A 24,369-nucleotide genomic window follows, 5' to 3' on the forward strand; every position below is an offset into this window, starting at 1 on the left:
CGCCGGCCTGGAGACGTTCGTGGAAGAGGAAGCTACTTCACGCGATCATGTCGGCTCGCTGGAACGTGGCCTGGCGGTGATGGAAATCCTCGCGCGCCATCCGGGTGGCATGACGCTGACCGAGATGGCCGAGGAGGCGGATCTCACCCGCGCCGGCGCTCGACGCTTTCTGCTGACATTGGTTGCCACGGGCTACGCGACGCAATCCGGCCGGCTGTTTTCGCTCTCGCCGCGTCTTTTGACCGTCGCGCGGACCTGGCTCGGCGGCGCTTCGCTCTGGACCTTCGCGGCGCCCATCATGCGCGAGGTGGCGGGGCAATTCGACGAAGCCTGCAATGCGGCGGTGTTGTCGGGTGAGGACGTCGTCTATGTCGCGCGCATTCCCGGGCGGCGCATCTTGAGCGTGGCGCTCGATGTGGGCACGAGGCTGCCGGCATACTGCACCTCGATGGGACGGGTGCTGCTTTCCGGCCTGGCGGCGGATGACTTGAAGAGCTTCCTGACGCAAGCGACGATCGAGCGGCGAACGCCGAAGACGATCACCGGTCGCGCCGCGCTCGGCAAGGCCATCGACAAGGCGAGGGCGGATGGCTTTGCCATCGTCGACGAGGAACTCGAACTCGGCCTGCGCTCGATCGCGGTGCCGATCATAGATCGCGCCGGCCGCACTGTCGCTGCCATCAACGTCTCGACGCAGTCGGCCCGTTTCTCGGTCGAGGCGATGGAGCGCGACATCTTGCCGGTGCTGCGCAACGCCAAGCGGCGCATCGAGGAGTTCTTCTTCGTTTAACGCCCGATCGATCGTCAGGCCGAATGCCGTTGACGCTTCATTTCAGATACGCTAATGAACAGGATTATACAGGTTCACTGAACAGGTATCGATATGGCCCGTCGCGCGATACAGCTCTCTCCCGGCACCGGCAAGCCCGAGCAGATCGCAACGGTTCTGGAGCATGAGATACGCTCCGGCCTGCTTGGCTTCGGCGACCGCCTGCAGAGCGAGAACGAGCTCGTCCAGCGCTTCTCCGTCAGCCGCAACACAGTCCGCAAGGGGCTTGAAGAACTGTCGAGCCGGGGGCTCATCACCACCAAGGTCGGCATCGGCTCCTTCGTCACCTTCGACGGCATGCCGGTCGATGACGCGATCGGCTGGTCACGCGCGCTTGCCAATGCGGGCGCCAATGCCGAGACCCGCACATTGCGGCTCGAGGTCATCGAGGACGCGGAACTGGCGGCCAGGCTCGGGGTCGAAAGTTCGTCGTTCATTGCCGTCGACCGCGCCCGCACCAATGCCGATGACGGCCACGCCATCTCGATCGAGCGCAGCCGCCTGCCGCTGTCGCCCGAATTGGAAGACATACCGCTGCGCGGCCTGCGCGAAGGCACGCTGCACCAGACGCTGCGCGGGGCTGGGCTGGTTCCCGACCACGGCGAGGAATGGGTCGATATCGAGATGCTGAGCGCCGCCGACGCCGCGATCCTCGACTGCGCGCCCGGCACGCCGTTCCTGCGCACACGCCGCCTGACGCGCGCCGCCGACGGACGCGCCATCGAATTCGTCACCAGCCTGCTCAACCCGGCGCATTTCGCGCTCCATCTGGAGTTCTGAGCATGGCGGACGCTGCCTTGGTGGATCGGGCAATGGGGGCGCTGATCGGCGGGGCGCTTGGCGATGCGCTGGGCATGCCGACGCAGCTTCTGCCGCCGGCCCGCATCGCCGGGCTCTACGGCCATGTCGAGGATTTCGTCGCGCCTGCCGCCGATCACCCGGTATCGAAGGGGCTGACGGCCGGCACGATTACCGACGATACCGAGCAGGCGCTGCTGCTTGGCCGCATCCTCGTCGAGTCCGGCGAGCGTTTCGACCATGCGCGCTGGGTCAACGCGCTGCTCGACTGGGAGCGCGACGTCAAGGCGCGCGGCAGCTACGACCTGCTTGGACCATCGACCAAGCGCGCCATCGACGCCATCAACAGCGGCGTGCCGGCCGAAGAAGCCGGGCGCAGCGGCGACACCAACGGTGCGGCGATGCGCATCGCGCCGGTCGGCATCATGATGCCGCCGGAGCCGCTCGACGCTCTCGTCGCCAAGGTCGCTCAGACCTGCCGGGCCACGCACAACACCTCGATCGCCATTGCATCGGCTGCCGCGGTCGCTGCAGCGGTCAGTCTCGGTGTCTCGGGTGGCGATTGGCGTGCCGCTTGCGGCCATGCGGTCGCAGCGGCACGCCTTGGCGCTGCGCTCGGCCATTGGGTCACCGGTGGCGACATCGCCGCGCGTATCCTTTGGGCGCAAGAGCTTGTCCGCGGCAAGGCGGAAAAAGAAGCGATCAAGCTGATCGTCGACCTGGTCGGCACGGGTGTCGCCAGCCAGGAATCGGTCCCGGCGGCATTCGCGGTGCTGGAAGTCGCGCAAGGCGATGCATGGCGGGCAGCCGTTATCGCAGCCAATCTCGGCGGTGACACCGACACGATCGGGGCGATTGCCGCCGGCATGGCCGGCGCCTGCGCCGGCCTGTCGAAGCTGCCGCAGGGTCGTATCTCGCGACTGCGTGGCATCGACATCGCGGACGTCCGCGCGCTGGCTGTCGATCTGGTCGCCGCCCGCGACTCCAAGGCCGGTCCAGGCAAGGAGGACGCCTGATGACCGGGCGGCTCGTCCATGTCGGCAGCGCCGTGGTCGACTATGTCTACCGCATCGATGCCTTGCCGGCGGCGGGCACGGAAAAGACCGCGACGAGCTACGCGCGGGTCGCCGGCGGCGGCTTCAACATGATGGTCGCGGCAAGCCGCACCGGCATGAAGGTTGTGTTCGGCGGCCAGCTCGGCACCGGGCCGGACGGAGATTTTCTGCGCGCCGCCTTCACGGCCGAAGGCATCGAGACGCTGACGCCGCCGTCACCCGTGATGGACAGCGGCAATTGCGTCGCCATGATCAGCGGTGACGCAGAGCGCACCTTCGTCTCGTGGCCGGGCGCCGAGAGCCGGCTGACGCTCGACATGATGAAGCCGGTCCAAGCCCTTCCGGGCGACTGGGTTTTCACCTCGGGCTACACGCTGAGTTATCCCGGCAGCCGCGACGTGCTCACCGACTGGATCGAGGCGCTGCCGGCCGGCATTCCCTTTGTCTTCGACCCGACACCGGTAATCGCCGGCATTCCGCGGCCGGTCCTGGACAGGGTTCTCGCGCGCACGACATGGCTGAGCTGCAACACCAATGAGGCAGCCGAGATTGCCGGCGCCGGCGATGCTCAGACCGTCGCCATCCGATTGCTCGCCGATCACTGCCCCAGGGCTGACGGCGTCGTCATCCGCGCCGGCGCGCATGGCTGCCTTGTCCGCATGGCCGATGGCGGCACCCGCGCGGTGCCCGGCTTCAAAGTGGAAGCCGTCGATACCAATGGTGCCGGGGACACGCATATCGGCGCCTTCGTCAGCGGCCTTTCGCGCGGTCTAAGCCCCTGCGACGCGGCACGCTATGCCAATGCCGCCGCCGCACTTTCTGTCACACGCCATGGCGGGTCCTCCGCGCCGACCGACACGGAGATCCAGGAATTCCTGACTGAGCGCGGCGAAGCGACGACCGCGCCTGGCCAGGCGGAAGCGACTGCAACTTAACAAGCCCGTCAATCGGGCAAACAATGAGAGGAAAAGAACATGCGCATGCCCAGACTGACCGCTTTTCTGACGGCGACCGCCGTCTTCGTCTCAGCCTTCACGGTTTGTGCATTCCCTTTGGCAGCACAAGCAGCCGAGGAAGTGCATGTGCTCAACTGGAAAGGCTATGGCGCCGACGAGCCGTGGGCGGTCGCCAATTTCGAGAAGGCGACCGGCTTCAAGGTGGTCAACGACTTCTTCAATTCCGAACAGGAGATGCTGACCAAGATCCGGACCAATCCGGGCCTCTACGACGTCGTCATGATCAATGCCGCCTTCAACGACCAGGCGATGGCCGGCAAGCTGATCCAGCCGATCGACGTCTCGAAGCTTTCCAACTATGCCGACATCGCCAAGGACAAGGCCGGCTCGCCGATGCTCAACCACGACGGCAAGGTCTATGGCGTGCCGTGGGTGTGGGGCCTGACAGCGCTGGCCATCAACGACAAGTCCTTCGACAAGCCGCCGACGAGCATCGCCGAAATGTGGGACCCCGCGCATAAGGGCCGCGTTATCATCCGCGATGACGCCGTCGAGGCGGTGCAGTTCGGCGCTCTCGCGTCGGGACAGAACATCAACGACATCAAGGATATGGAAGCGGTCAAGGCGAAGCTCACCTCGCTGATGCCGCAGATCAAGACGTTCTGGAGCTCGGAGAACGACTGGAACCAGATGGTCGCCTCCAACCAGATCGACATCGGCACCTATTGGAGCGGCTCCGCCGATCGCGCCAAGACCCATTTCAAGCTGCCGGTCTCGCTGGTCATCCCGCAAGAGGGCTCGGTCGCCTGGCTCGACGCCTTCTCGATCCCCGTCGGCTCCAAGAACGTCGCCGGCGCCGAAGCCTTCATCAACTACATGATCGACCCGAAATTCTACGTCGAATGGGTCACCAAGGTCGGCGCGCCGGTCTCGGCCAACACCAAGGCGGTCGACGCCCTGCCTGAGGATGCCTTCAACCGCAAGGTGATGGGTGATCCGGAGGTCGCCAAGCGCATCCAGTTCCAGGCGCCGATCACCGACGAGCAGCGCGAAAAATACCTGGCGCTGTGGCAGGAGCTGAAGGTCAACGTGAAGTAATCAGGTGTCTTTCGGGGAGGAGAGGCAAATGGCTGACCAGCTTGCGATCGGTTCGCGCCGCGGACTGAGGCCTGCGCTGCCGCTTCTCCTTCCCGCCTATCTGTGGCTGACGGTGGCGATCTTCCTGCCGCTGTCGGCCATGGTGTTCTTCTCCTTCATGACCGACCTGCCGCTGGCCGGGAAGGAGTGGTCGTTCACGCTCGGCAATTACGCGGCCTTCTTTTCGCAAAGCCTCTATTCGACCCTGCTCTTCGCCTCGCTGCGGCTCGGGCTCGAAGTGACGCTGTGGTGCGTCGCCATCGGCTATCCGGCCGCCTATGTGCTGGCCAAGGTGCTGAAGGGCCGCAGCCGCGAAGCGATCTTCCTGCTCGTCATCCTGCCGTTCTGGTCGAACGGGCTGGTGCGCATCTTTTCCTGGGCGATGGTGCTGCGTGAAGGCGGCATCCTCGATACGGCGCTCAACGCCGTGCTGCCGTTCAAGATCAACATCGACCTGATGTACTCCTATCCCGCCGTCATCATCGGCCTGGTGCACTCCTACGTGCCCTACATGGTGCTGACCTGCTATCTGACGCTGCAGGCGATCGACGACTCGCTGATCGAGGCCGGCCGCTCGCTCGGTGCATCGCGGCGGCAGGTGCTGTGGCGGGTGATCATCCCGCTGTCGATGCCGGGGCTGATCGCGGGCTCAGCGCTGATCTTCGTGCCGGTGGTCGGTTCCTTCATGGAGCCGCGCATCCTCGGTGGGCGCACCGGCACCTTCTACGGCACCGTCATCGAGGACCAGTTCGTCGCCGTCTTCAACTGGCCGCTGGGCGCGGCACTCTCCTTCATCCTGCTCGCGGTCGTGCTGATCATCCTGGCACTGGCCGCTCCAGTTTTGCGGAGGGCAGGCTGATGGCGACGACGCGCATCCTCGAATGGCTCGGGCGCTTCTACATCGTGCTTTTGCTCGGCTTCCTCTACCTGCCGATCATCATCATGGCGCTGATGTCGTTCAACACATCGCCCTTCTACCAATTGCCGTTCGAGTGGACGACGGACTGGTATGCTTCGCTCTGGCAGAACGACCAGCTGATCGCAGCGACCTGGAACAGCATCGAGATCGCCGTCATCACCACGATCATCTCAACGGTGCTGGGCGCGATGGCCTCGCTGGCGCTCTACCGCCACGAGTTTCGCGGCAAGAAATTCCTGCAGGCGCTGCTCTTCCCGCCGATCGCCATTCCGTGGCTGATCACCGGCACGGCGATGCTGATCTTCTTCTTCGGCGTCGGCATCGGCCGCGGGCTCATCGCCATCCTGCTCGGCCACGTCGCGCTGGCGCTGCCTTATGTCATCGTCGTCGTCTCGGCACGGCTGCAGACCTTCGCGCCTGAGCTGGAAGAAGCGGCGCGCTCTCTCGGCGCCAACCAGTGGCAGGTGACCTTGCGGGTTACCTTGCCCTGGATCATGCCTGGCGTGATCGCCGGCGGGCTGTTTGCCTTTGCCGTGTCGTTCGACCAGTTCGTGGTCTCGTATTTCCTGTCGACGCCCGGCCAGACGACGCTGCCGGTCGAAATCTATGCCGCGATCCGCAAGGGGTTTACCCCGGAGATCAACGCGGTGTCGACGATCATCATAGTGGTGTCGATGGCGCTCATGCTGCTGACGGCGCGCTTCTTCAAATTCGGCGGAGAGAAATAATGGCCGGCGTCCAGGTGGCGAACGTTTCACGCAGTTTTGGCGCGCACAAGGCGCTGGACGACGTCTCGATCGATTTTGCCGATGGCGGCTTCTATGCGCTGCTCGGGCCATCGGGCAGCGGCAAGACCACGCTGCTCAGGCAGATCGCCGGCTTCGATTTTCCGGACGCCGGCCGCATCGCCATCGGCGGTGAAAGCGTCGAGCGCGTGCCGGTCGAGAAGCGCCGCATCGGCATGGTGTTCCAGAACTATGCGCTGTTTCCAAATATGAGCGTCGCCGACAATGTCGCCTTCGGGCTTTCGGTACGCGGCGAGGCGAAGGCGACGATCGCAGCGGAAGTGCAGCGCGCGCTCGACCTCGTACAGCTCGGCAAGCTCGGCGGCCGCCGGCCGCATCAGCTCTCCGGCGGCCAGCGCCAGCGCGTGGCGCTTGCCCGCGCCATCGTCACCAAGCCGCGCGTGCTTTTGCTGGACGAGCCGCTCGGCGCGCTCGACAAGGCGCTGCGCGTCGACATGCAGATCGAGCTGAAGCGCATCCAGCGCGAGATCGGCATCACCACCATCTTCGTCACGCACGACCAGGAAGAGGCGCTGACGATGAGCGACCGCATCGGCATCCTGCGCGACGGCAGGCTGGTGCAGGAGGGCCCGCCGGAAGAGATCTACGACAGGCCGCAAAGCGAGTTCGCCGCGACCTTCCTCGGCGACGCAAACATCTTTCGTGGCGATGCGACCGGCTCGGGGATCAAGCTGCCTGACGGCACGACGATCGAGGCTTCGACAGGCGCGTCGGTGCCGGCCGGCGCCAAGGCGAGCTGCGCGGTGCGGCCCGAGCGGATTCAAATCTCGACCGGTCTGGCAAAACCGGATCAAGCCGACGCCAACATGCTCCAGGGGCGGGTCTCAAAACGCATCTTCGCCGGCAACAACAGCACTTACTTTGTCGACCGGGAAGGCCAGACGCTGAAAGTGATCGTCCAGAACACCGGCGCCGAACGGTTGGCCGAAGGCGAGCCGGTGGTGCTCAGGTGGTCGCCGGACAGCACGGTGCTGATCGCAGCATAGGCCCGACCGCCGGCACTGATGGGAAATGATGGCGCGGGACTTGGCTGAAGCCCGGACCATCACGCTATATCCAGTCCTCGACGGAGGAATGGATGGCAAGCATGGGTTTCGAGCCGGACGTGAAAGTCCGGGTCAAGGACTACCGGATCGGCTGCATCGGCGCCGGCATGATCATGGCCGAATGCCATCTGGCCGCCTATCATGAAGCCGGCTTTCCGGTGGTGGCGATCGCTTCGCGCACCAAGTCAAACGCGCAGAAGGTCGCGGATCGCTGGAGCATTCCGACCGTGCACGACACGCCTGAGCGACTGATAGAGGACAGCCGCGTCGAGATCGTCGACCTCGCTTTCCCACCGGACCAGCAGCCGGCGCTGATCCGTCACGCATTGAAGCAGCCGCATATCAAGGCGATTCTGGCGCAGAAGCCGCTGGCGCTTTCGGTCGAGGAAGCGGTCAAGCTGCGCGACGAGGCGGCGGCTTCCGGCAAGATCCTCTCGGTCAACCAGAACATGCGCTATGACCAGTCGATGCGCGTCTTGAAGCAGATCATGGACAGCGGCGCGCTGGGCGAGATCGTGTTTGCCGAGATCGACATGCATGCGATCCCGCACTGGCAGACCTTCCTTGCCGGTTACGACCGGCTGACGCTCGCCAATATGAGCGTGCACCATCTCGACGTGCTGCGCTTCCTGTTCGGCGATCCGGACGACATCACCACGCTTGCGCGCAAGGACCCGCGCACCAGGTTCGAGCATTCCGACGGCATCACGGTGTCGACACTCCGCTTCCCTTCCGGCGTGTTTGCGGTGTCGCTGGAGGACGTCTGGTCCGGTCCGCGCCAAGAGGGCTATCAGGACGACCAGCACATCGCCTGGCGCGTCGATGGCACCATGGGCGTCGCCAAGGGCACGATTGGCTGGCCGAAGGGCGTCTCCTCGACGCTGACCTATGCCTCGGCCGAGACGACGGGCGGTGAATGGGTTAGTCCAAGCTGGGAGACGATGTGGTTCCCGCACGCCTTCATCGGCGTGATGGAACAGCTTCAGCATGCACTGAAGGCCGGTACGCCGCCGGCGCTCTCCGTTGCCGACAACGTCAAGACGATGGCGCTGGTCGAGGCCGGCTACCGGTCGATGGCCGAAGGCCGCACCGTCAAGCTTTCCGAAATCCGCATCGACTGAGGCGGTCAAAGGCAAGACAACAGAATCGCTTACCGGGAGGACTTCACCTCATGATGCAGGCAGGTATCTTCACAGGCTATTTCCCCTACGAGCTCGAGGAGGTCGCCAGGCGTATCCGCGCGCTCGGGTTCAACACGGTGCAGCTCGACCTGCATTTCAAGGATATCGATTTCTCGGCCGGTCAGATCACCAGGGACAAGGCAAGGAAGGTCCGCGACACGTTCCGAGACCACAACCTGCCGATCTGCTGCGTATCCGGCTACACGAACATCATCCACCCCGACAAGGTTGAGCGCGAAAAGCGGCTTGCCTATCTCAAGGAGATCATCCGCAACGCGCGCGAATTCGGCTCGCCCTATGTGATCTCGGAGACCGGTACCTACAACACCGAATCCGACTGGGTGCATCATCCGAAGAACAAGACCGAGGAAGGCTTCGCGGAGTGCCGCAAGGTGATCTCCGACCTCGCACAGACGGCATACGACCACGGCGCGGTGTTCTTGCTCGAGACCTATGTCAACAACGTCGTCGGTTCGGTCGAGGAGACGGTGAAGATGTTCGCCCAGGTCGACCATCCCGGCCTCGGCCTTCTGATGGATCCGACCAACTACTTCGAGGCGCACAATATCGACCGCATGGAGCAAGTGCTGAACCAGGTGTTCGACACGCTGACCGACAAGATCAAAATAGCCCATGCCAAGGACGTGAAGCGCTCGGGCTCGGACAAGGCCGAGAAGCATGCCGACATCGGCGACGTGGACGCGCATGAAGGGCTGACGTTCCGTGGCGTCGGGGAAATCGAGCTGCCGGCTCCGGGGCTCGGCTCGCTCAACTACGATCTCTATCTGAAGCGGCTCAGCGAGAAGCATCCGAACATCCCGGTGATCATCGAGCATCTGTCCGAAGACGACGTGCCGCGCGCCAAGAAATTCCTCGACGGAAAATTCCGCGCCAACGGGCTCTGACGCCCCGGGGAGGTGATGATGGCGACGACCGCCGGAACGAAGCGCGATTACAGCCTTGTCGGCGAAAGCACGCGCCGGGCGATCGAGACCGGGCTCGCCTCGGCCGAGTGGTATCACACGGACGTGGCGCGCAAGACCATGAAGGAGTTGATGCAGCGCTCGGACGGGCCGGCGATCCGCGATACCATCATCTGGATCGCCGCGATCCTGGGCTCTGCGGCCGGTATCGTCTGGTTCTGGGGCAGTTGGTGGGTCGTGCCGTTCCTGTTCGTCTATGGCGTGCTCTATGGCTCGTCGAGCGACTCGCGCTGGCACGAATGCGGCCACGGCACCGCCTTCCGCACGCGCTGGATGAACGATATCGTCTACCACATCGCCTCGTTCATGCTGATGCGCAATCCGGTGCAGTGGCGCTGGAGCCATGCGCGCCACCACACCGACACCATCATCGTCGGCCGCGATGCCGAGATCGCGGTGATGCGGCCGCCCGACCTTATCAAGGCGGCGCTGGCCTTCACCGGCATCCTCGATTTCCGCTATTCGCTGCCGACGCTGGTGCGCCAGGCTTTTGGAAAACTGTCGGACGACGAGAAGAGCTATATCCCGGAGATGGAGCAAAGGAAGGCGGTTGTCGCGGCGCGCTGGCACATGGTCGTGTATGCCGCGACGATCGCTGTCGCGATCGCGCTTAAGTCATGGATACCGCTGGTGCTGATCGGCCTGCCGCGCCTCTACGGCACCTGGCACATGGTGACGACCGGCTTGCTGCAGCATATCGGGCTGGCCGACAACGTCATCGACCACCGGCTCAACACGCGCACCGTCTACATGAACCCGGTCAGCCGGTTCATCTACTGGAACATGAACTACCATGTGGAGCATCACATGTTTCCGATGGTGCCCTATCACGCGCTGCCGAAGCTGCATGGACTGATCAAGCACGATTTGCCGGTGCCGAACCCGTCGATGTGGCACGCCTATCGCGAGGTGTGGCCGGTGCTGCTCAAGCAGCTGAAATACGAGGACTACTATCTCAAGCGCGAATTGCCGCCGACGGCCAAGCCCTATCGCGGCGAGTTCCACGATCTAGACATAACGGCTGCCGCCGCCGAATAGGCGTCGCGCGGCAATTTGGAGGCAGACGATGGCGGAGTGGGTCGAAGCGTGCGCGGTGGGCGACGTGGATGAGGAGGATGTGATCCGCTTCGACCATGGCGGCCGCACATTCGCGATCTACCGCTCGCCGGACAACGCGTTCTTCGCGACCGACGGTTTTTGCACGCATGAAAAGGCCCATCTCGCGGACGGGCTGGTGATGGACGACATCATCGAATGCCCCAAGCACAATGGCCGCTTCAACTACAAGACCGGCGAGGCCAAGGGCGCGCCGGTCTGCGTCAACCTCAAGACCTATCCGGTCCGGATCGAAGCTGGCAAGGTGATGATTGAGATCGGCTGAGCAGCCACTATCCACAACCAGGGAAAAGAGTTCGATGAGCCGAAAGAGACCGACCGTCGCCGATCTGCGCGCCATGAAGGGCAAGCGGCAATTGACCATGCTGCGCGTGCTGACGCTGGAAGAAGCCGAAGCCGCCGAACGGGCAGGGGTCGACATCGTCTCGGTGCCGCCGGAGCTGGTGCTCAATCCGCAATACCGCGACGCCGCGCCCAGCCTCTTCACCATGCCCGGCGAAAACTTCTTCGAGATCGGCACGGCCGACGATTTCGTCCGCTGGTCGTTCCGCCTCTACAAGGCCGGTGCCGACGCCGTCTATTGCAGCGCCGGCTATGCCACGATCAAGCGCATGGCCGACGATGCCATTCCCGTCATCGGCCATGTCGGGTTGATCCCCTCGCGCGCCACCTGGACAGGCGGTTTCAAGGCCGTCGGCAAGACCGCGGACACCGCCATGCAGGTGTTCGAGGCGGTCAAGCAGTTGGAGGCCGCCGGAGCCATCGGCGCCGAGATCGAAGTGGTTCCTGTGGAAGTGGCGAAGGCGATCTCCGAGCGCACGCCGCTGATCATGCTGTCGATGGGCGCGGGCACGGGCTGCGACGCGCAATATCTGTTCGCCGAGGATATTCTCGGCGCCAATCGCGGTCACATGCCGCGCCATTCGAAGGTCTACCGCAATTTCGCCGCCGAGTATGACCGGCTGCAGCAAGAGCGCATCGCGGCATTTTCCGAATATGTCGCCGACGTCAACAGTGGCGCCTATCCGGAAGACAGGCATATCGTGCACATGGATCCGGATCAGCTCACCCTCTTCATGAAGAAGGTGGACGCAAAGTCCTGAACCAAAAGTCCGAGAGCTTCAGCCTGCAGCCGGCGGACCTTGCCATGCTCCGCCGGCAAGGGCGGCATAAAGCGCTTCGGCGTCAGTACCGAGCGGCCTGTCTTCCTTGAGCATCGCCACATGCGCGCGTACGGCCGTGTGAACTGCGCCGGTCGCCGGCGCGAGCGTGGCCCCCTCGCGCAAGTCGACGGCCTGCGCCGCCGCCATCAGCTCGAACGCGATCAGCCGCCGCCACAGCACGATCATTTCCGCGCATTTGGCGACGGAGAGGGGCGTCTGTGCGGCGTGATCCTCGACGCCCTCGGATACAGGCAGGAAATCGAGCATCACCGGATTGGCCTTGTGACGGATGGCGGCCAGGATCGCCGTCACCGTTTTCTGCAGCGGGACGAAGCCCGCCGAGGCGCCACCGATCGGCGACAGGTATTTGGGCAGGCCATTGCGGCCGGAGCCAGTGAGCTGGATGAAGCGCGCGGCTGATGCTGCTGCGCATTGTGCGATTGCCAGGCCAAGCGTTTCGAAGGCGAGCGACAGCGATGCGGTGTGGAAATTGCCGGTCGACATGACCAGCGCATCCTCGGCAAGCACCAGCGGATTGTCGGCGGCGGCGTTCAGCTCGATCTCGGCGGCAAGCCGCGCATGGTCGATCGCCTGGATCAGCGCGCCGTTGATCGACGGCATGCAGCGGATCGACAGCGGATCCTGGATGGTGGTCGGCGCCGGCGCTTCATCGCGCGCCAGGAGGTCGCGCAGCGCCTTCGCCGCTAGCTGCTGGCATGCGCCCGGGCGCGCCAGATGCTGGCGCGGATCGAGGATCGTGCGGTTGGCGCCGATGCCTTCCATCGTCAGCGCGCCGGCCTGCTGCTGTTGTTCGAGCGCCGAGAGCGCATCGGCCAGCGCCAGCGCCGCGGAGCCGGTAGAAACTGCGGAGGCGTTGATCAGCGACAGCCCGTCCTTGGGCGAGAGATTGACCGGCGCGAGGCGCGCCATCATCAGCGCCTTGGCGGCAGGCATGCGACGGCCCTGGTATTCCGCTTCGCCTTCGCCGATCAGCACGCGCGCTATCGCCGTCATCAGCAGAAGATCACCGGCGCCGATCGAGCCCAGCGACGGCATCACCGGATGCACGCCGGCATTGAGCGCCTCGACTAGCGCCGTAAACACGCGCGGCGACAGGCCCGAGCCGCCGGAAGCGAGCATCGCAATGCGGGCAAACATCGCCGCCCGCACCGTCGGCACCGGCAGGGCCTCGCCGACGGCGGCGCTGCGGCCTTCGATCAATTGGCGCTGGAAGGCGCCGGCGTCGCCGTCGACCGCGGTGACGAGATTGGCGCCCAGCCCGGTGTTCAGCCCGTAGATCTGCTGGCCGCCGGCCGCGGCGGCATCGAGGATCTGGCGCGCCTTGGTCAGCTTTTCGATGACGGAAGGTGTGACCTCGACCTTGCAGGCGTTGCGCGCGGCGGCAACCACATCCTCGATGCTGACGCCGGCGCCGGTGAGAACGAGCGGGCTCATGCGAAGCGCAGCCTCTGGCCGATACCGCTTTCGCCGGCCTTGGCCAACATGGCCTTGCCAAGCGCGATATCGGAAAGCGAGAGGCCGCGATGCCAGAACAGGATCGTCTCGTCATCGCTTTCGCGCCCGGCTTTCAGGCCGGCGGCGATCTGGCCAAGCTCGGCATGGAGCGTCGCCTCGCTCAGCTTTCCGGCCTCGACATGGGCGCGCAGCGAGCCGAACTTGCCGCCTTTGCACTGGCCCCAGTCGTCGACGACGATCTTTTGCATGATGTCGGTGAGCGACAGCTCCACAGCGCTCATCGTGCCATAGGGCACCACCAGCGCGCCGGGCTTGATCCATTCGGTCTTGAGCAGAGGTTGCGGCTCGTCGAGGCGCGAGGCCTCGACGACGATATCGGCGCCGTCGACGCAGCTTCGCCAGTCGGCGACGGCGGTCACTGTCTTGCCGAGATCGGCCGACAATTTAGCGGCAAAGCCGTCGCGGCTCTCCGGCCGGCGCGAATGGACGCGGATCTCGTCGAAGTCGAAGATATGGTCGAGCAGCCGCACATTCCAATAGGCGGTGCCGCGCGCGCCGATATGGCCGAGCACTTTCGAATTCTTCTTCGCCAGGTGCTTGGCACCGATGGCAGTGACGGCGCCGGTGCGCATGTCGGTGATGACGGTGGCGTCGAGGATGGCGCGCGGCGTGCCGGTGCGCGGATCGAAAAGATTGAGGATGCCGAATTCCGACGGCAGGCCATGCTTGTAGTTGTCGACATAGTCGCCGACGATCTTGACGCCGGCGGCGTCGAGCGGCGCCACATAGCCACGCAGCACGTTGAAATGGCCGTGGAAGGACGGGTCGGGTTCAAGATGGACGCGTGGCTCGATCACCGTCAGGCCGTTACCTTGCGCGACGAGCCCGGCTTCGACGGCGCCGATGATCTCTGCATCGCTCATGGCCAGCGCTTCGATGTCGAGCGCATTGAGGTAGTCGATATAGATGGGCTTCATGCATTTTCCTCGGCCACCCCCACGCTCATCCATAACAGGCGATCGGCCGGCACGGAAGTTGGTCGGATAAGCTCTGGGCGGGACCGGCGTCAGGGCGAGGTGATGCATGATCCTGCCGGCCAATGCCGGGGTCGAGGTTTCAGGGCATTCGACGAGCGATTGATGTCGCTCCGGACGCATTTTGCGGACTCACGCACTGCTCGGCGAGAACGCCGCCGGCAAGTCGACGCTGACCAAGATCATCGCCGGTGTCGGCGACGGAGGAGAAGATCATGTATGCGGCGGTTCACTAGGGTGTTGGATGGTGCGCACTTCGACAATTGGCCGAATCGTCCGTCCTTCGTCATCCACGGGCGGAGCAAGGAGCGAAGCGACGCGCGCAGACCCGAGGATCCATTCCGTTACTTTCAGGCGCCGCTACGGTCCAGAATTCTGCTTCGCTGCGCCCTTCGCGCGAGGTCACGGCATGGATTCTAGGGTCTGCGCGCGTCGCTACGCTCCTTGCTCCGCCCTAGAATGACGATGCTGATGTGCTTCGGCCAACCTCCGCGGCAGTGTGTTGTTTCGAGCTAAAACTGAATCGGACAAACAGGTTAGCCGTCTATGCGCAACACTTGGTTCAACGAGCGGCACCATCAATTCACTGAAAGGAAAATGCCATGGCCACCACAAAGCTTCTCAGCGATGCCGAGGTCGAAAAAATCGCGGCGGTGAAGGCTGTGTTCGACGATATCCGCGCGACGCGCAAATCCGACTTCGTCAACAATTTCTGGCGCGGGCTGGCCAATGATCCGGTCTCGCTGAAGCGTGTGTGGGAACAACTGAAGGCGGTGATGATCGCCGACGGCGCCATCGATCCGCTGACCAAGGAAATGATCTATATCGCTGTATCGACCGCCAATGGCTGCTCCTACTGCGTCCACTCGCACACCGCGGCGGCGCGAGCCAAGGGTATGACCGACGCGCAGCATGGCGAGCTGGTGTCGATCATCGGCCTGGCCGGGCAGACCAACCATCTGGTGACTGCAATGCAGATTCCGGTCGATCCGCAGTTCGAGGTGAATTAAGGGCGACCCTTTCGGGGCAAGAGTCTCATGGATAAGACCACCAGATTTCCAATTTCGCTCTCCGGCTACGAGATCGAAGGGCTGCTCGGAAGCGATGCGCCACGACTGGTGCGGCTCTATCAGGCTTGCGCGGACTATGTCGCGCTGGAACGCGGCGAGGAGCCCAGCGCCGCCATTGCGCGGGAGGAGTTCGAAAGCTTCCCGCCAAACCGGACTGAGGCCGACAAGTTCGTGTTCGGATTGAAAGCTGTCGATGGCGAAATCGTTGGCTTGCTGGCCTGCGACCGCGGCTATCCGCAACCGGGCTGTTGGTGGATTGCCTTGCTGGTGATCGACAAGTCCCTTCGTGGACAAGGGGTTGGACGGGCTCTATGCCACGACTTTTTCAGGTGGCTGAAATTGCGGAATGTCGAACGCGTGGAACTTGGCGTGATCGAGGAAAACAAACAGGCGCTTCGCTTCTGGCGGGGCCTAGGTTTCGAACTGGTGCGGACGGCGGGGCCCGTCAGCTTCGGGGTCAAACAGCACATGGTCCAGGTTTTGGGGCGTGCCTTGTGAGCGACTAGACTGGCCTGTAGACGTGCTCTGCCGTGTTCCAGAAAACATCTGCCTCGGCCGCCACGCCGTGCTTCGCCACGGCATCGCGGTGCGCCTTGATCAGTTCGGCGTGGCTGGTCCAGAGCTTCTCGATCGGGAAGTTCGAGCCGAACATCAGATGGTCGGCCCCCAGAATGTCGATGGCATTGTCGATGATGTAGGCGATCAGCGCAGGGTCGTTGCGGTGGACGAAGGTTCCGAGGCCGGACAGCTTGGCGTAGAAGTTCGGCGCTGCTGAGAGCGTGCGCAATCCGGCCTTCCAGGCTTCAGTGGTTTCCGGCTCCGTGCCGGTCAGCATGCCGGCATGGGTGAGGATGAAATTGGTTTGCGGGTTCTCGCCGACCAGCGTCAGCCCATCCTTCATCTGCGCCGGAAAGAGCTGCAGATCGAAGGAGAGGTCGTAGTCCTTCAGCCTCGCCACGTTCTTCCGCACCTTGGGATCGATCACCTGGTCGGCCGAGGCGGCGACGCGGAAGGCGGGCGTCGCGTGCCAGTGGAGCTGCATGCGCACGCCGCGCAGCAGCGAATATTTTTTCAGTCGGTCAATCTGCGGGCGGACGTCGTCGACCGTCATGTCGGCATAGCCGACGATGGCGTGCGGCCAGCCGGTTTCCTCGGCGGTTTTCTGCAGAAAGGCGACCTCCTTCTCGAAATCCTCCTTGGCCCAGTTGGTCTGGACATAGACGGCCTTCTCGACGCCCGAGCCTTTCTGGTCTTCGAGGAATTCCGCGATCGGATAGTCGCGGCGGATAGGCTCGTAGGGGCCGAAAATGCGCGGCACCATCGGCCCGACCAGCCAGGGCTGGTCCTGCTGCCGCCAGATGTGGAAATGCGCGTCGATGGCTTTCTGCATCACGAAACCCTTTTCCAGATGGTCTCGGCCGCCGGAGCCGGGCGGGCGAGCGCCAGGATGAAATCGGCCAGGCCTTTGACCGACGAGCCGTCGACCAGATCGTCAAGCAGCGGCAGGATGGCGCGCAGCGCTGACGTCGCCGGGCGAAAGCGCGGATCGCCGGCCAGCGGCGTCGCCAGCGACAGCCGGAAGGCGCGGGTGCTGAACCGCCGCATCGCCATCTCCAATTCGGCATGACTGCCGCGCTCCAGGCCATCGGACAGGATTACGACGCAGGCGCCGCGCGCGAAGGCGGAGAAACGCGGCACCGACAGGAAGGCGAGCAATGTCGGACCCATGCGGGTGCCGCCGTCCCAATCGTCGACGAGTGCTGCGGCGCGGGCGAGCGCCTGCTCGCGATCGCGGATGCGCAGCGCCGAAGTGACGCGGGTGAGGCGCGTGCCGAAGGTGAAGACCTCCGCGCGGTCCGCGCCCTGCACCGCGGCGTGGGCCAGCTTGAGATAATCGGCGGTGTGCAATTTCATCGAGCCGGAGACATCGACGAGCAGAAGCAGTTTTCGCGATACGGCCTGCCGGCGGCGCAACAGCGGCGAGGGGATGTCGCCATCGGCGCTGACGATTTCGCTGAGCGAGCGTCGGAGGTCGAGCGTGCCGCGCGAGCGGGTGCGCGCCGTGCGGAAGGAGCGGCGGACGGGCAGGGCCGAAGCAAGGTTCCGGCGGAACTGGCCAAGACCATCGGTGTCGCGCTGGAAGTCGCGGCTGCTCAGCTGTTCGAGTGCCGAGGACTGCTCGCCACCCTTCTCCTGGCGAGCGACCTGGTTCTCTTCCTCGCGGGTGCCGCGATCGTCCTTGACGCGGGTTTCGTCGTCCTCCTCCCCCTCGATCGAAGGCTTGGCGTCGTCGTAGAAATAGGCGCGGAAATGCGCTTCGAATTCGCCGCGGCGGTCGGGTGGGGGCGCCAGGGTCGCAAGCGCTGCCTCGCGGATGTCATTCATCGAGCGCGGTCCGAGCAGGGTGACTGCTTGCATGAAGCTGGTCACTTGTTCCGGTGCGATGGCGAAGGCGTGGCGGCGTAATAGGCGGGCGAAGCCGAGGAAGGGTGCGGCGGAGGGGGGCAGGCTTTCCTCTCCCCGTTCACGGGGAGAGGATGCCGGCAGGCAGGTGAGGGGCGGCGCCGACTTCTTCCCAGTGTGGCGCTGCCCCTCATCCGCCCCTTCGGGGCACCTTCTCCCCGTGAACGGGGCGAAGGGATTGTCGAGGTCACGGCTCACCCCATCGCCTCCTCGACAATCTTGCCGAATTCAGGCGCAATGACAGACAAATCCTCCTCGTCCTTGATCAGCACGCCGATGGCGCGGCGGAAGGCTTGCGGCCACGGGCTGCCGCCTTTTTCGAGGATGGTCGCGGCGTTCGCCCATTCGACCGCCTCGGCGATGCCGGGCGGCTTGGCCAGGGGCCGCGCGCGGATCTGTTGCACCGCGCTCGCCACCGCGCACGCCGTTGCTTCGGCGACATCGCCGGCGCGCAGCATGATGATCTCGGCCTCGCGCTGGGCGTCGGGATAGCCGATCCAATGATAGACGCAGCGCCGGCGCAGCGCCTCGGCCAGCTCGCGGGTGCGGTTGGAGGTCAGGATGACGATCGGCTGCGTTGCGGCGCGGATCGTGCCGCGCTCCGGAATGCTGATCTGGAAGTCGGAAAGGAATTCCAAGAGCAGCGCTTCGAACTCGTGATCCGAACGATCGATCTCGTCGACCAGCAGCACGCGCTGCTCAGGCGCGCGCAGCACCTGCAGCAGCGGCCGGGCGATCAGGAAACGGTCGTCATAGATGTCGATCTCGTGCTCGCCGGCATGGCGGATGGCGAGCAGCTGGCGCTGGTAGTTCCACTCGTAGAGCGCATGCCCGGCATCGATGCCTTCATAGCATTGCAGGCGCACCAGCTCGCGGCCGAGCAGTTCGGCGACCGCCTTCGCGGCCTCGGTCTTGCCGACGCCCGGCGCGCCTTCGAGCAGCAGCGGCTTGCCCAGCCGGATCGCCAGGAAGATCGCGGTCGCGAGGCTGTCGTCGGCCAGATAGCGCGAAGCGGCAAGGCGCGCGGCCACTGCTTCTGGCGAAGCGGCGACCTCTGCTAATTCGGCGCGGATCATTTTCCCTCAACCCGCGGCCTGCGCCTTCAGCGCCCGCAGGATGCGCTCCGGCGTGATCGGCAGCGTGTCGATGCGTACCCCGACGGCGTCGAAGACGGCATTGGCGACGGCCGGGATCTGCGGGTTGGCGCACATCTCGCCAGGTCCCTTGGCGCCGAACGGTCCGTCGGCGGAGGGGCGCTCCAGCACGATGATCTCGGTCTCGGCAAGATCGCCCGGTCCCGGCATCAGATACTGGTTGAAGTCGGTGCCGCCATGCTCACGGTTCGGATAATAGGGCTCGGTCGTCTCGTAAAGCGCGTGGCTGATGCCCATCCAGGAGCCGCCGACCAATTGCTGCTCGACCATCTTCGGGTTGAGCGCGCGGCCGATCTCGAAGACGTTCTTCACGGCGAGCACCGTCACTTCGCCGGTCTCGTCGTCGACCTCGACCTCGGCCACGGTGCAGGCATGGGCGTAGCAGGTCGAGGGCTTCATCGCGCCTGTCTCTTTTTCGGGATAGGAACGTGGGACCAGGAACATGCCGCGGCCCGAGATCGAGCGGCCGCGCTTGAAATGCGCCGACAGCGCGACATCGAAGATCGAGATCGATTTCTGCGGCGCGCCTTTGACCGCTATGTTGCCCTGGCCATCGGTCTCAAGGTCGGAAGCATCCACTTCCAGTTCTTCGGCGGCCACCTCCAGCATCACCTGGCGGGCTTCCTTGGCCGCCTGGATGACGGCATTGCCGGCGCGGTGCGTGCCGCGCGAGGCGAAGGTGCCCATGCAATGCGGGCCGGTGTCGGTGTCGGCGGTGTCGATGATGACGCGGTCGGTCGGCACGCCGATCGTCTCGGCGCAAATCTGCGCCATGATCTGCTTCATGCCCTGGCCGAGATCGACGCTGGAGAGCGTGACCATGAAATTGCCGGTCGGCGTCGAATGCACCAGCGCCTGCGTCGGGTCGCCGCCGAGGTTCATGCCGGTCGGATAGTTGATCGCGGCGACGCCGCGTCCACGCCGGATCGCCATCTCAGGCTCCCTTCTTGTAGGAGGACATTGCCATGTATTTTTCCGCCACCGGCCAGTTGGCGGCGCGCGAGGCTTCCTGCATGCACTCGATCAGCGCTGCGCCCTCGGTCGGCTGGCGATGCGCCTTCATGTCGCCGTCGCGATAGGCATTGATGAAGCGGAATTCGAGCGGGTCCATGCCGATCAGCCGCGCCAGCTTGTCCATCTGCACTTCGAGCGCGAAGTCGCCGATGGTCACACCGAAGCCGCGCATGGCCGACGAAGGGGTGCGATTGGTGTAGACGCAATAGGTGTCGATCCAGACATTGGGGATGGTGTAGGGCCCGGGATAGTGCGCCGCGCCCTTCTGCGCGCCATAGGGCGAATGGCGCGAATAGGCGCCGGCATCGGTGTAGCCGGTTACCTTGCGCGCGACGATGCGGCCATCCTTCATGACGCCGTCCTTGATCACGACTTTTTCGGCGGCGCGCGGCGAGGAGATCTGCATCTCTTCCTCGCGGCTGTAGACGAAGGAGACCGGACGTCCAGTGAGCTTGGCGCCGAGGATGGCGATCGGCTCGACGATGACGTCGACCTTGCCGCCGAAACCGCCCCCGACGGTGCCGCCGACGAAATGCAATTTACTGCCCGGCATCTGCAGGATGATCGAGGTGTTGTCGAGGGTGAAGAACATCGCCTGCGTGTTGGTGTAGCAGGTGAAGCGGTCATTGCCCTCGGGCGCCACGACGCAGCCCGTGGTCTCGGTCGGCGCGTGCTCGATGGGCGAGGACTGGTAGGACTGTTCGAGGATGTGGTCGGCCTGGGCAAAGCCTGCCTCGACATCGCCGAAGCGCACCTTGCGGCACTCGCCGCTGTCGTAAAGGTAATAGTTGCGGCCATGATATTCGTTGACGAGCGGCGCGCCCGGCTTCAGCGCTTCCTCCATGTCGAAGACGGCCGGCAGCACCTCGTAATCGACCTTGACCTTGGCCGCCGCTTCCTGCGCCGCGCGCTCGGTCTCGGCCAGCACCGCCACCACGGCCTCGCCCTTCCAGCGCACCTTGCCGTCGGCGAGCACCGTTTCGTCCTCGGGACCGACCTGGATCAGGATCAGGATGGTGTAGACATTGTGCGGCACGTCCTTGGCAGTCAGCACGCGCACGACGCCCGGATGCTTTTCCGCTTCCGACGTGTCGATCGAGCGGATGCGGGCGTGATGATGCGGGCTGCGCAGCATCTTCAGATGAAGCATGCCGGGAAAATTGCGGTCGGCGAAATAGGCGGTCCTGCCTGTGACATGTCCGGGGGAATCGAGGCGCGGCCGTGGCTGGCCGATCTCGTGGTGGCCGTCCTTGCGGACATCGGCGAAATAATCCTTGCGCAGTTTCATGGCTCGTCCCCTCAGGCGGCGTTCTGCGAGTTGGCGCGCGCGGCGGTCAGCACGGCCTGGATGATCGGCTCATAGCCGGTGCAGCGGCAGATGTTGCCTGACAGCGCCTCGACGACGTCCTCGCGGCTCGGGTTCGGCGTGCGGTCGAGCAGCACTTTGGCGGCCATGATCATGCCAGGCGTGCAGAAACCGCATTGCGTGGCGAAGGCATCGAGGAAAGCGCGCTGCAGCGGATGCAGCACGCCGCCTTCGGCGAGGCCGGCGGTCGTTTTGATATCGGCGCCGTTGCAGGTTTCGGCGAGCGTCAGGCAGGAGAGCCTCAGTTCTCCATCGATGATGACGGAACAGGCGCCGCAGGTGCCCTGATGGCAGCCGCCCTTGGGCGAGGTGTCGCCGATCTTGTCGCGCAATGCGTTGAGCAGCGTCGCGCCGCTTTCGACGAACTCGGCTTTCTCGAAGCCGTTGAGCGTGAATTGAACCGGGACCTTCGCCATTCTTCCTCCCTTGCGCGCCTGCCCGGATCGGCCGGACAGACGCGCGTCCCCCGATGGATTTCAGTTCAGCAGCAACCGCCCGAGATGAACCGGCAGGACCTCGGCGCGATACCAGGCGCTGGCGATCGGATCGGTGATCGGCGCGATGCCCTCGCTCGCGGCGGCCAGCGCCGGCGCGATTTCATTGGGCGTGAGCTTGCAGCCGAGCAGCGCCTTCTCCGCCGCCTTGGCGCGCATCGGCCGATCGGCCATGCAACCGAGCGCGATCCGCGCCGAGGTCACCGTGCCGTCTGCCGTGCGCTGCAAGAGCGCGGCGATGCTCAGCACCGAGATACCCTTCGGTTTGACGCGCGACACTTTGAGGAAGCGGAAGCTCTCGGCCTTGGGTAACGAAAAACCGACGGCCGTGACGATGACGCGGCTGGTATCCCGACCATCCAGGAAGGTCTGGATCGGCATTTCGCCAGCTTCGGTGACGACGGTCGCGTCCAGCGCCAGCAACGCCACGGCGAAATCGCCGTAGGGGGCCGGGGCGAACAGGTTGCCGCCGACGGTCGCCATGTTGCGGATCGCAGGTCCGCCGACGGCGCGCGCGGCCGGTGCAAGCGCGTCAAGCTCGGGATGGCGGGCAATCGCTGCCATGGTGACGGAAGCGCCGAGCCGTACCTTGCCGCCGGAAACGGCGATCTGCGACAGGCCGGGATCGGTGACGCGGACGAGGCCGGAGACGGAAACATCGCCTTCATTGGCCGCGCGCACCACCAGTGTGCCGCCGCCGAGATAGCGCGTGCCGGCGGCCTGCAAGGCAGCGTTGGCATCTTTCACCGTCGAAAAAGTCTGCAGCGCAAGCGACATGGCGCGCTCCCGTCAGTTCTTGCCGGCGAAATGGTCCTTCAGGGCATTGAAGCCGCCCTGGAAGACATTGGCGCCCATGCCCTCGGCCAGCTTGTCGGCATCCTCGGGCGCGGCGTCGAAGCTCGCTGTCCATTCGGCATAGGTGCGGTTGCCGTCGGTGACGCGCCGTAATTGCAGCGTCGCCTTGTGATTGGTGAGCGGCTGCGGCGTTTCAAGGATCGAATAGCTGACGAGGAAGTTCTCATCCGAGAAGTCCAGCAGCTTTTCACGCAGCCTTGCGCCGCTGGCCAGTTGGAAGTTGCGCACGCAGCCGATCGAGGCGGCGTCCTTGCCGTCCTCGATATGACTTTCCACCATGCGCGGGTGCCAGCCCGGCAAGCCGTTGAAGTCGCGGATGCGCGCCCAGACCTGCTCGACCGGCGCGTCGATGACGCTGGAGATGGTGACTTTCGCCATAGACTGTTTTCCCTCGCAAAGATCAGGAGAAGGCTAGGGCGGCTGATGAGGCGGCGCTTATCAATGCGTCTTGGGCGCGTATCAACCAGTCGGAAAAAGCGACGGATCAGCCTGAAAAGGCGTTCATGCCATGGCCCGCGCCGCCTCGCGGTAGAGCGTCGGCGGCACGCCGACATGGTCGCGGAAGAAGCGCGAGAAATTGCCCTGGGTGGTGAAGCCGAGATTGCAGGCGACCGAGATCAGCGGTGCCTCGGACCACTGCAACTGCCGCACGGCTTCCTCCATGCGCAGCGTGTTCCAGTAGACGTTAGGCGTCAGGTTGGTCTGTTCCTTGAACAGGGCGAAGAAGTGCGGGCGGGACAGGCCGACCGAACGGGCGACATCGTCGAATGAGATGCGCTCGCAGACATTGGCCTTCATCAGCTGGATCGCCTTGCGGACGCGGAAGTCGAGCATCGTGTTGATGCGCGCACGCGCCGCCTGCGGCGCCGCGGCATCCGCGGCATCGAGCACTGAGTCGATGAAGCGCTCGATCTCGTAATTGGCGACGTCGTCGATGCTCTCATTGTCGGTAAGGTGATCGAGCAGGTTCGCCGCCGCCTGATGCAGCCATGGCTCCAGCGTGATCGCGGCTTGCGTGAACAATGGCGCCGAGGAGGGCAGGTCGCGGCGCCGGCGCGCCCAGTCGGGATCGATGTAGAAGGCGAGGAACAGGCCCGGCCTGCCGTCATGCGAGAGAGCGTGGCTGTGCGGCTGGAACGAATTGATGCCGGCGGCGGTGCCCGGCCCAAGCCTCACCGTCTCGCGGCCGATGGTCATTTCGCCGGCCGTGCCTTCCAGCCAGATGATGAGATGCGCCTCGCCATGGGCATGGGTGACGAAGTCGTTGGCGACATTGAGCACGGAGACATGTCCGAACCGGCCCCAATAGAGCCTGATCGCGTCCGTCATGGGTACAGTTCCTCCCGCAGGCGACGGGCCTCCCTTCGCCTGCCTGGGAATAGTGCGGCCGGCTTGCGGCTGCGTCAAGGCAGGCAGGCGCAGCCAAACATGTGTTCGACGCGCCCGGGCGGATT

General features: G+C 64.6%; 26 protein-coding genes. 15 read left to right on the forward strand and 11 right to left on the reverse strand.

All coding sequences use genetic code 11. From position 1 onward, the window contains the following. The first annotated feature begins 19 nt into the window (after window positions 1-19). The 13 genes from RFM98_RS13480 to RFM98_RS13540 all read left to right on the forward strand — a co-directional run bounded on the left by RFM98_RS13480 (window position 20) and on the right by RFM98_RS13540 (window position 11,929). Window positions 20-790 (forward strand): IclR family transcriptional regulator domain-containing protein, encoded by a 771-nt coding sequence (locus tag RFM98_RS13480; RefSeq protein ID WP_320309336.1) that lies wholly within the window; start codon window positions 20-22, stop codon window positions 788-790. A 93-nt stretch (window positions 791-883) separates the two neighbouring features. Beyond that, on the forward strand, window positions 884-1,609 hold the full coding sequence (locus RFM98_RS13485) for a GntR family transcriptional regulator (RefSeq protein ID WP_320309337.1): 726 nt from the start codon (window positions 884-886) through the stop codon (window positions 1,607-1,609). 2 nt (window positions 1,610-1,611) lie between these two features. Then, a complete protein-coding gene (locus tag RFM98_RS13490; RefSeq protein WP_320309338.1) occupies window positions 1,612-2,643 on the forward strand; it encodes an ADP-ribosylglycohydrolase family protein in 1,032 nt (343 codons plus the stop codon). After that, the gene (locus RFM98_RS13495; RefSeq protein WP_320309339.1) at window positions 2,643-3,617 is read left to right on the forward strand and encodes a PfkB family carbohydrate kinase; all 975 of its coding nucleotides are present in this window, start codon (window positions 2,643-2,645) and stop codon (window positions 3,615-3,617) included. The genes RFM98_RS13490 and RFM98_RS13495 overlap by 1 nt, the downstream gene beginning before the upstream one ends. Window positions 3,618-3,656: 39 nt before the next feature. Beyond that, window positions 3,657-4,736 (forward strand): ABC transporter substrate-binding protein, encoded by a 1,080-nt coding sequence (locus RFM98_RS13500; RefSeq protein ID WP_320309340.1) that lies wholly within the window; start codon window positions 3,657-3,659, stop codon window positions 4,734-4,736. A 28-nt stretch (window positions 4,737-4,764) separates the two neighbouring features. Next, window positions 4,765-5,634 (forward strand): ABC transporter permease, encoded by an 870-nt coding sequence (locus RFM98_RS13505; protein WP_320309341.1) that lies wholly within the window; start codon window positions 4,765-4,767, stop codon window positions 5,632-5,634. After that, entirely contained in the window at window positions 5,634-6,422 is a 789-nt protein-coding gene (locus RFM98_RS13510) for an ABC transporter permease (protein WP_320309342.1), read from the forward strand. Before RFM98_RS13505 ends, RFM98_RS13510 begins: the two co-directional genes overlap by 1 nt. After that, window positions 6,422-7,486 carry an ABC transporter ATP-binding protein gene (locus RFM98_RS13515; RefSeq protein WP_320309343.1) on the forward strand — a complete coding sequence of 355 codons (1,065 nt, stop codon included), beginning with the start codon at window positions 6,422-6,424 and terminating at the stop codon, window positions 7,484-7,486. The genes RFM98_RS13510 and RFM98_RS13515 overlap by 1 nt, the downstream gene beginning before the upstream one ends. A gap of 92 nt (window positions 7,487-7,578) precedes the next feature. Beyond that, on the forward strand, window positions 7,579-8,667 hold the full coding sequence (locus tag RFM98_RS13520; protein ID WP_320309344.1) for a Gfo/Idh/MocA family protein: 1,089 nt from the start codon (window positions 7,579-7,581) through the stop codon (window positions 8,665-8,667). A 50-nt stretch (window positions 8,668-8,717) separates the two neighbouring features. Then, entirely contained in the window at window positions 8,718-9,632 is a 915-nt protein-coding gene (locus RFM98_RS13525) for a sugar phosphate isomerase/epimerase family protein (RefSeq protein ID WP_320309345.1), read from the forward strand. Between the two features lie 18 nt (window positions 9,633-9,650). After that, window positions 9,651-10,748 (forward strand): fatty acid desaturase family protein, encoded by a 1,098-nt coding sequence (locus tag RFM98_RS13530; protein WP_320309346.1) that lies wholly within the window; start codon window positions 9,651-9,653, stop codon window positions 10,746-10,748. A 28-nt stretch (window positions 10,749-10,776) separates the two neighbouring features. After that, window positions 10,777-11,091 (forward strand): MocE family 2Fe-2S type ferredoxin, encoded by a 315-nt coding sequence (locus tag RFM98_RS13535; protein WP_320309347.1) that lies wholly within the window; start codon window positions 10,777-10,779, stop codon window positions 11,089-11,091. 34 nt (window positions 11,092-11,125) lie between these two features. Further along, window positions 11,126-11,929: a 3-methyl-2-oxobutanoate hydroxymethyltransferase gene (locus RFM98_RS13540; RefSeq protein ID WP_320309348.1), complete on the forward strand. Its 804-nt coding sequence runs from the start codon at window positions 11,126-11,128 to the stop codon at window positions 11,927-11,929. An 18-nt stretch (window positions 11,930-11,947) separates the two neighbouring features. Here RFM98_RS13540 and RFM98_RS13545 read toward each other — a convergent pair whose 3' ends face one another. Beyond that, entirely contained in the window at window positions 11,948-13,444 is a 1,497-nt protein-coding gene (locus tag RFM98_RS13545; protein WP_320309349.1) for an HAL/PAL/TAL family ammonia-lyase, read from the reverse strand. Next, on the reverse strand, window positions 13,441-14,442 hold the full coding sequence (locus RFM98_RS13550) for an ornithine cyclodeaminase family protein (RefSeq protein ID WP_320309350.1): 1,002 nt from the start codon (window positions 14,440-14,442) through the stop codon (window positions 13,441-13,443). The genes RFM98_RS13545 and RFM98_RS13550 overlap by 4 nt, the downstream gene beginning before the upstream one ends. A 659-nt stretch (window positions 14,443-15,101) precedes the next feature. On the opposite strand from RFM98_RS13550, the gene RFM98_RS13555 reads away from it, so the two are divergent. Beyond that, the gene (locus RFM98_RS13555; RefSeq protein WP_320309351.1) at window positions 15,102-15,509 is read left to right on the forward strand and encodes a carboxymuconolactone decarboxylase family protein; all 408 of its coding nucleotides are present in this window, start codon (window positions 15,102-15,104) and stop codon (window positions 15,507-15,509) included. Between the two features lie 27 nt (window positions 15,510-15,536). Continuing rightward, window positions 15,537-16,067: a GNAT family N-acetyltransferase gene (locus RFM98_RS13560; RefSeq protein ID WP_320309352.1), complete on the forward strand. Its 531-nt coding sequence runs from the start codon at window positions 15,537-15,539 to the stop codon at window positions 16,065-16,067. Window positions 16,068-16,071: 4 nt separating this feature from the next. Here the strand turns inward: RFM98_RS13560 and RFM98_RS13565 are convergent, their stop codons facing one another. From RFM98_RS13565 to RFM98_RS13605, 9 genes are all read right to left on the reverse strand, one after another. After that, window positions 16,072-16,959: an amidohydrolase family protein gene (locus RFM98_RS13565; RefSeq protein WP_320309596.1), complete on the reverse strand. Its 888-nt coding sequence runs from the start codon at window positions 16,957-16,959 to the stop codon at window positions 16,072-16,074. Then, window positions 16,959-18,077, reverse strand: a complete 1,119-nt coding sequence (locus RFM98_RS13570; RefSeq protein ID WP_502572760.1) for a vWA domain-containing protein — start codon at window positions 18,075-18,077, stop codon at window positions 16,959-16,961. The genes RFM98_RS13565 and RFM98_RS13570 overlap by 1 nt, the downstream gene beginning before the upstream one ends. A 149-nt stretch (window positions 18,078-18,226) precedes the next feature. After that, complete coding sequence (locus tag RFM98_RS13575) at window positions 18,227-19,108, reverse strand: AAA family ATPase (protein WP_320309354.1); 882 nt, start codon at window positions 19,106-19,108, stop codon at window positions 18,227-18,229. Between the two features lie 6 nt (window positions 19,109-19,114). Continuing rightward, a complete protein-coding gene (locus tag RFM98_RS13580) occupies window positions 19,115-20,119 on the reverse strand; it encodes a xanthine dehydrogenase family protein molybdopterin-binding subunit (protein ID WP_320309355.1) in 1,005 nt (334 codons plus the stop codon). A 1-nt stretch (window position 20,120) separates the two neighbouring features. Then, window positions 20,121-21,488 (reverse strand): xanthine dehydrogenase family protein molybdopterin-binding subunit, encoded by a 1,368-nt coding sequence (locus tag RFM98_RS13585; protein WP_320309356.1) that lies wholly within the window; start codon window positions 21,486-21,488, stop codon window positions 20,121-20,123. A gap of 11 nt (window positions 21,489-21,499) precedes the next feature. Next, window positions 21,500-21,982, reverse strand: coding sequence for a (2Fe-2S)-binding protein (locus tag RFM98_RS13590; RefSeq protein ID WP_320309357.1), 483 nt, complete (start codon window positions 21,980-21,982; stop codon window positions 21,500-21,502). 60 nt (window positions 21,983-22,042) lie between these two features. Then, complete coding sequence (locus RFM98_RS13595) at window positions 22,043-22,837, reverse strand: FAD binding domain-containing protein (RefSeq protein ID WP_320309358.1); 795 nt, start codon at window positions 22,835-22,837, stop codon at window positions 22,043-22,045. A gap of 12 nt (window positions 22,838-22,849) precedes the next feature. Continuing rightward, entirely contained in the window at window positions 22,850-23,293 is a 444-nt protein-coding gene (locus tag RFM98_RS13600) for an SRPBCC family protein (protein WP_320309359.1), read from the reverse strand. A gap of 123 nt (window positions 23,294-23,416) precedes the next feature. After that, window positions 23,417-24,244, reverse strand: a complete 828-nt coding sequence (locus RFM98_RS13605; protein ID WP_320309360.1) for a helix-turn-helix domain-containing protein — start codon at window positions 24,242-24,244, stop codon at window positions 23,417-23,419. Window positions 24,245-24,369 lie beyond the last annotated feature (125 nt).

Origin of the sequence: Mesorhizobium australafricanum (genome assembly GCF_033977265.1) — a bacterium.
Lineage (GTDB): Bacteria > Pseudomonadota > Alphaproteobacteria > Rhizobiales > Rhizobiaceae > Mesorhizobium > Mesorhizobium australafricanum.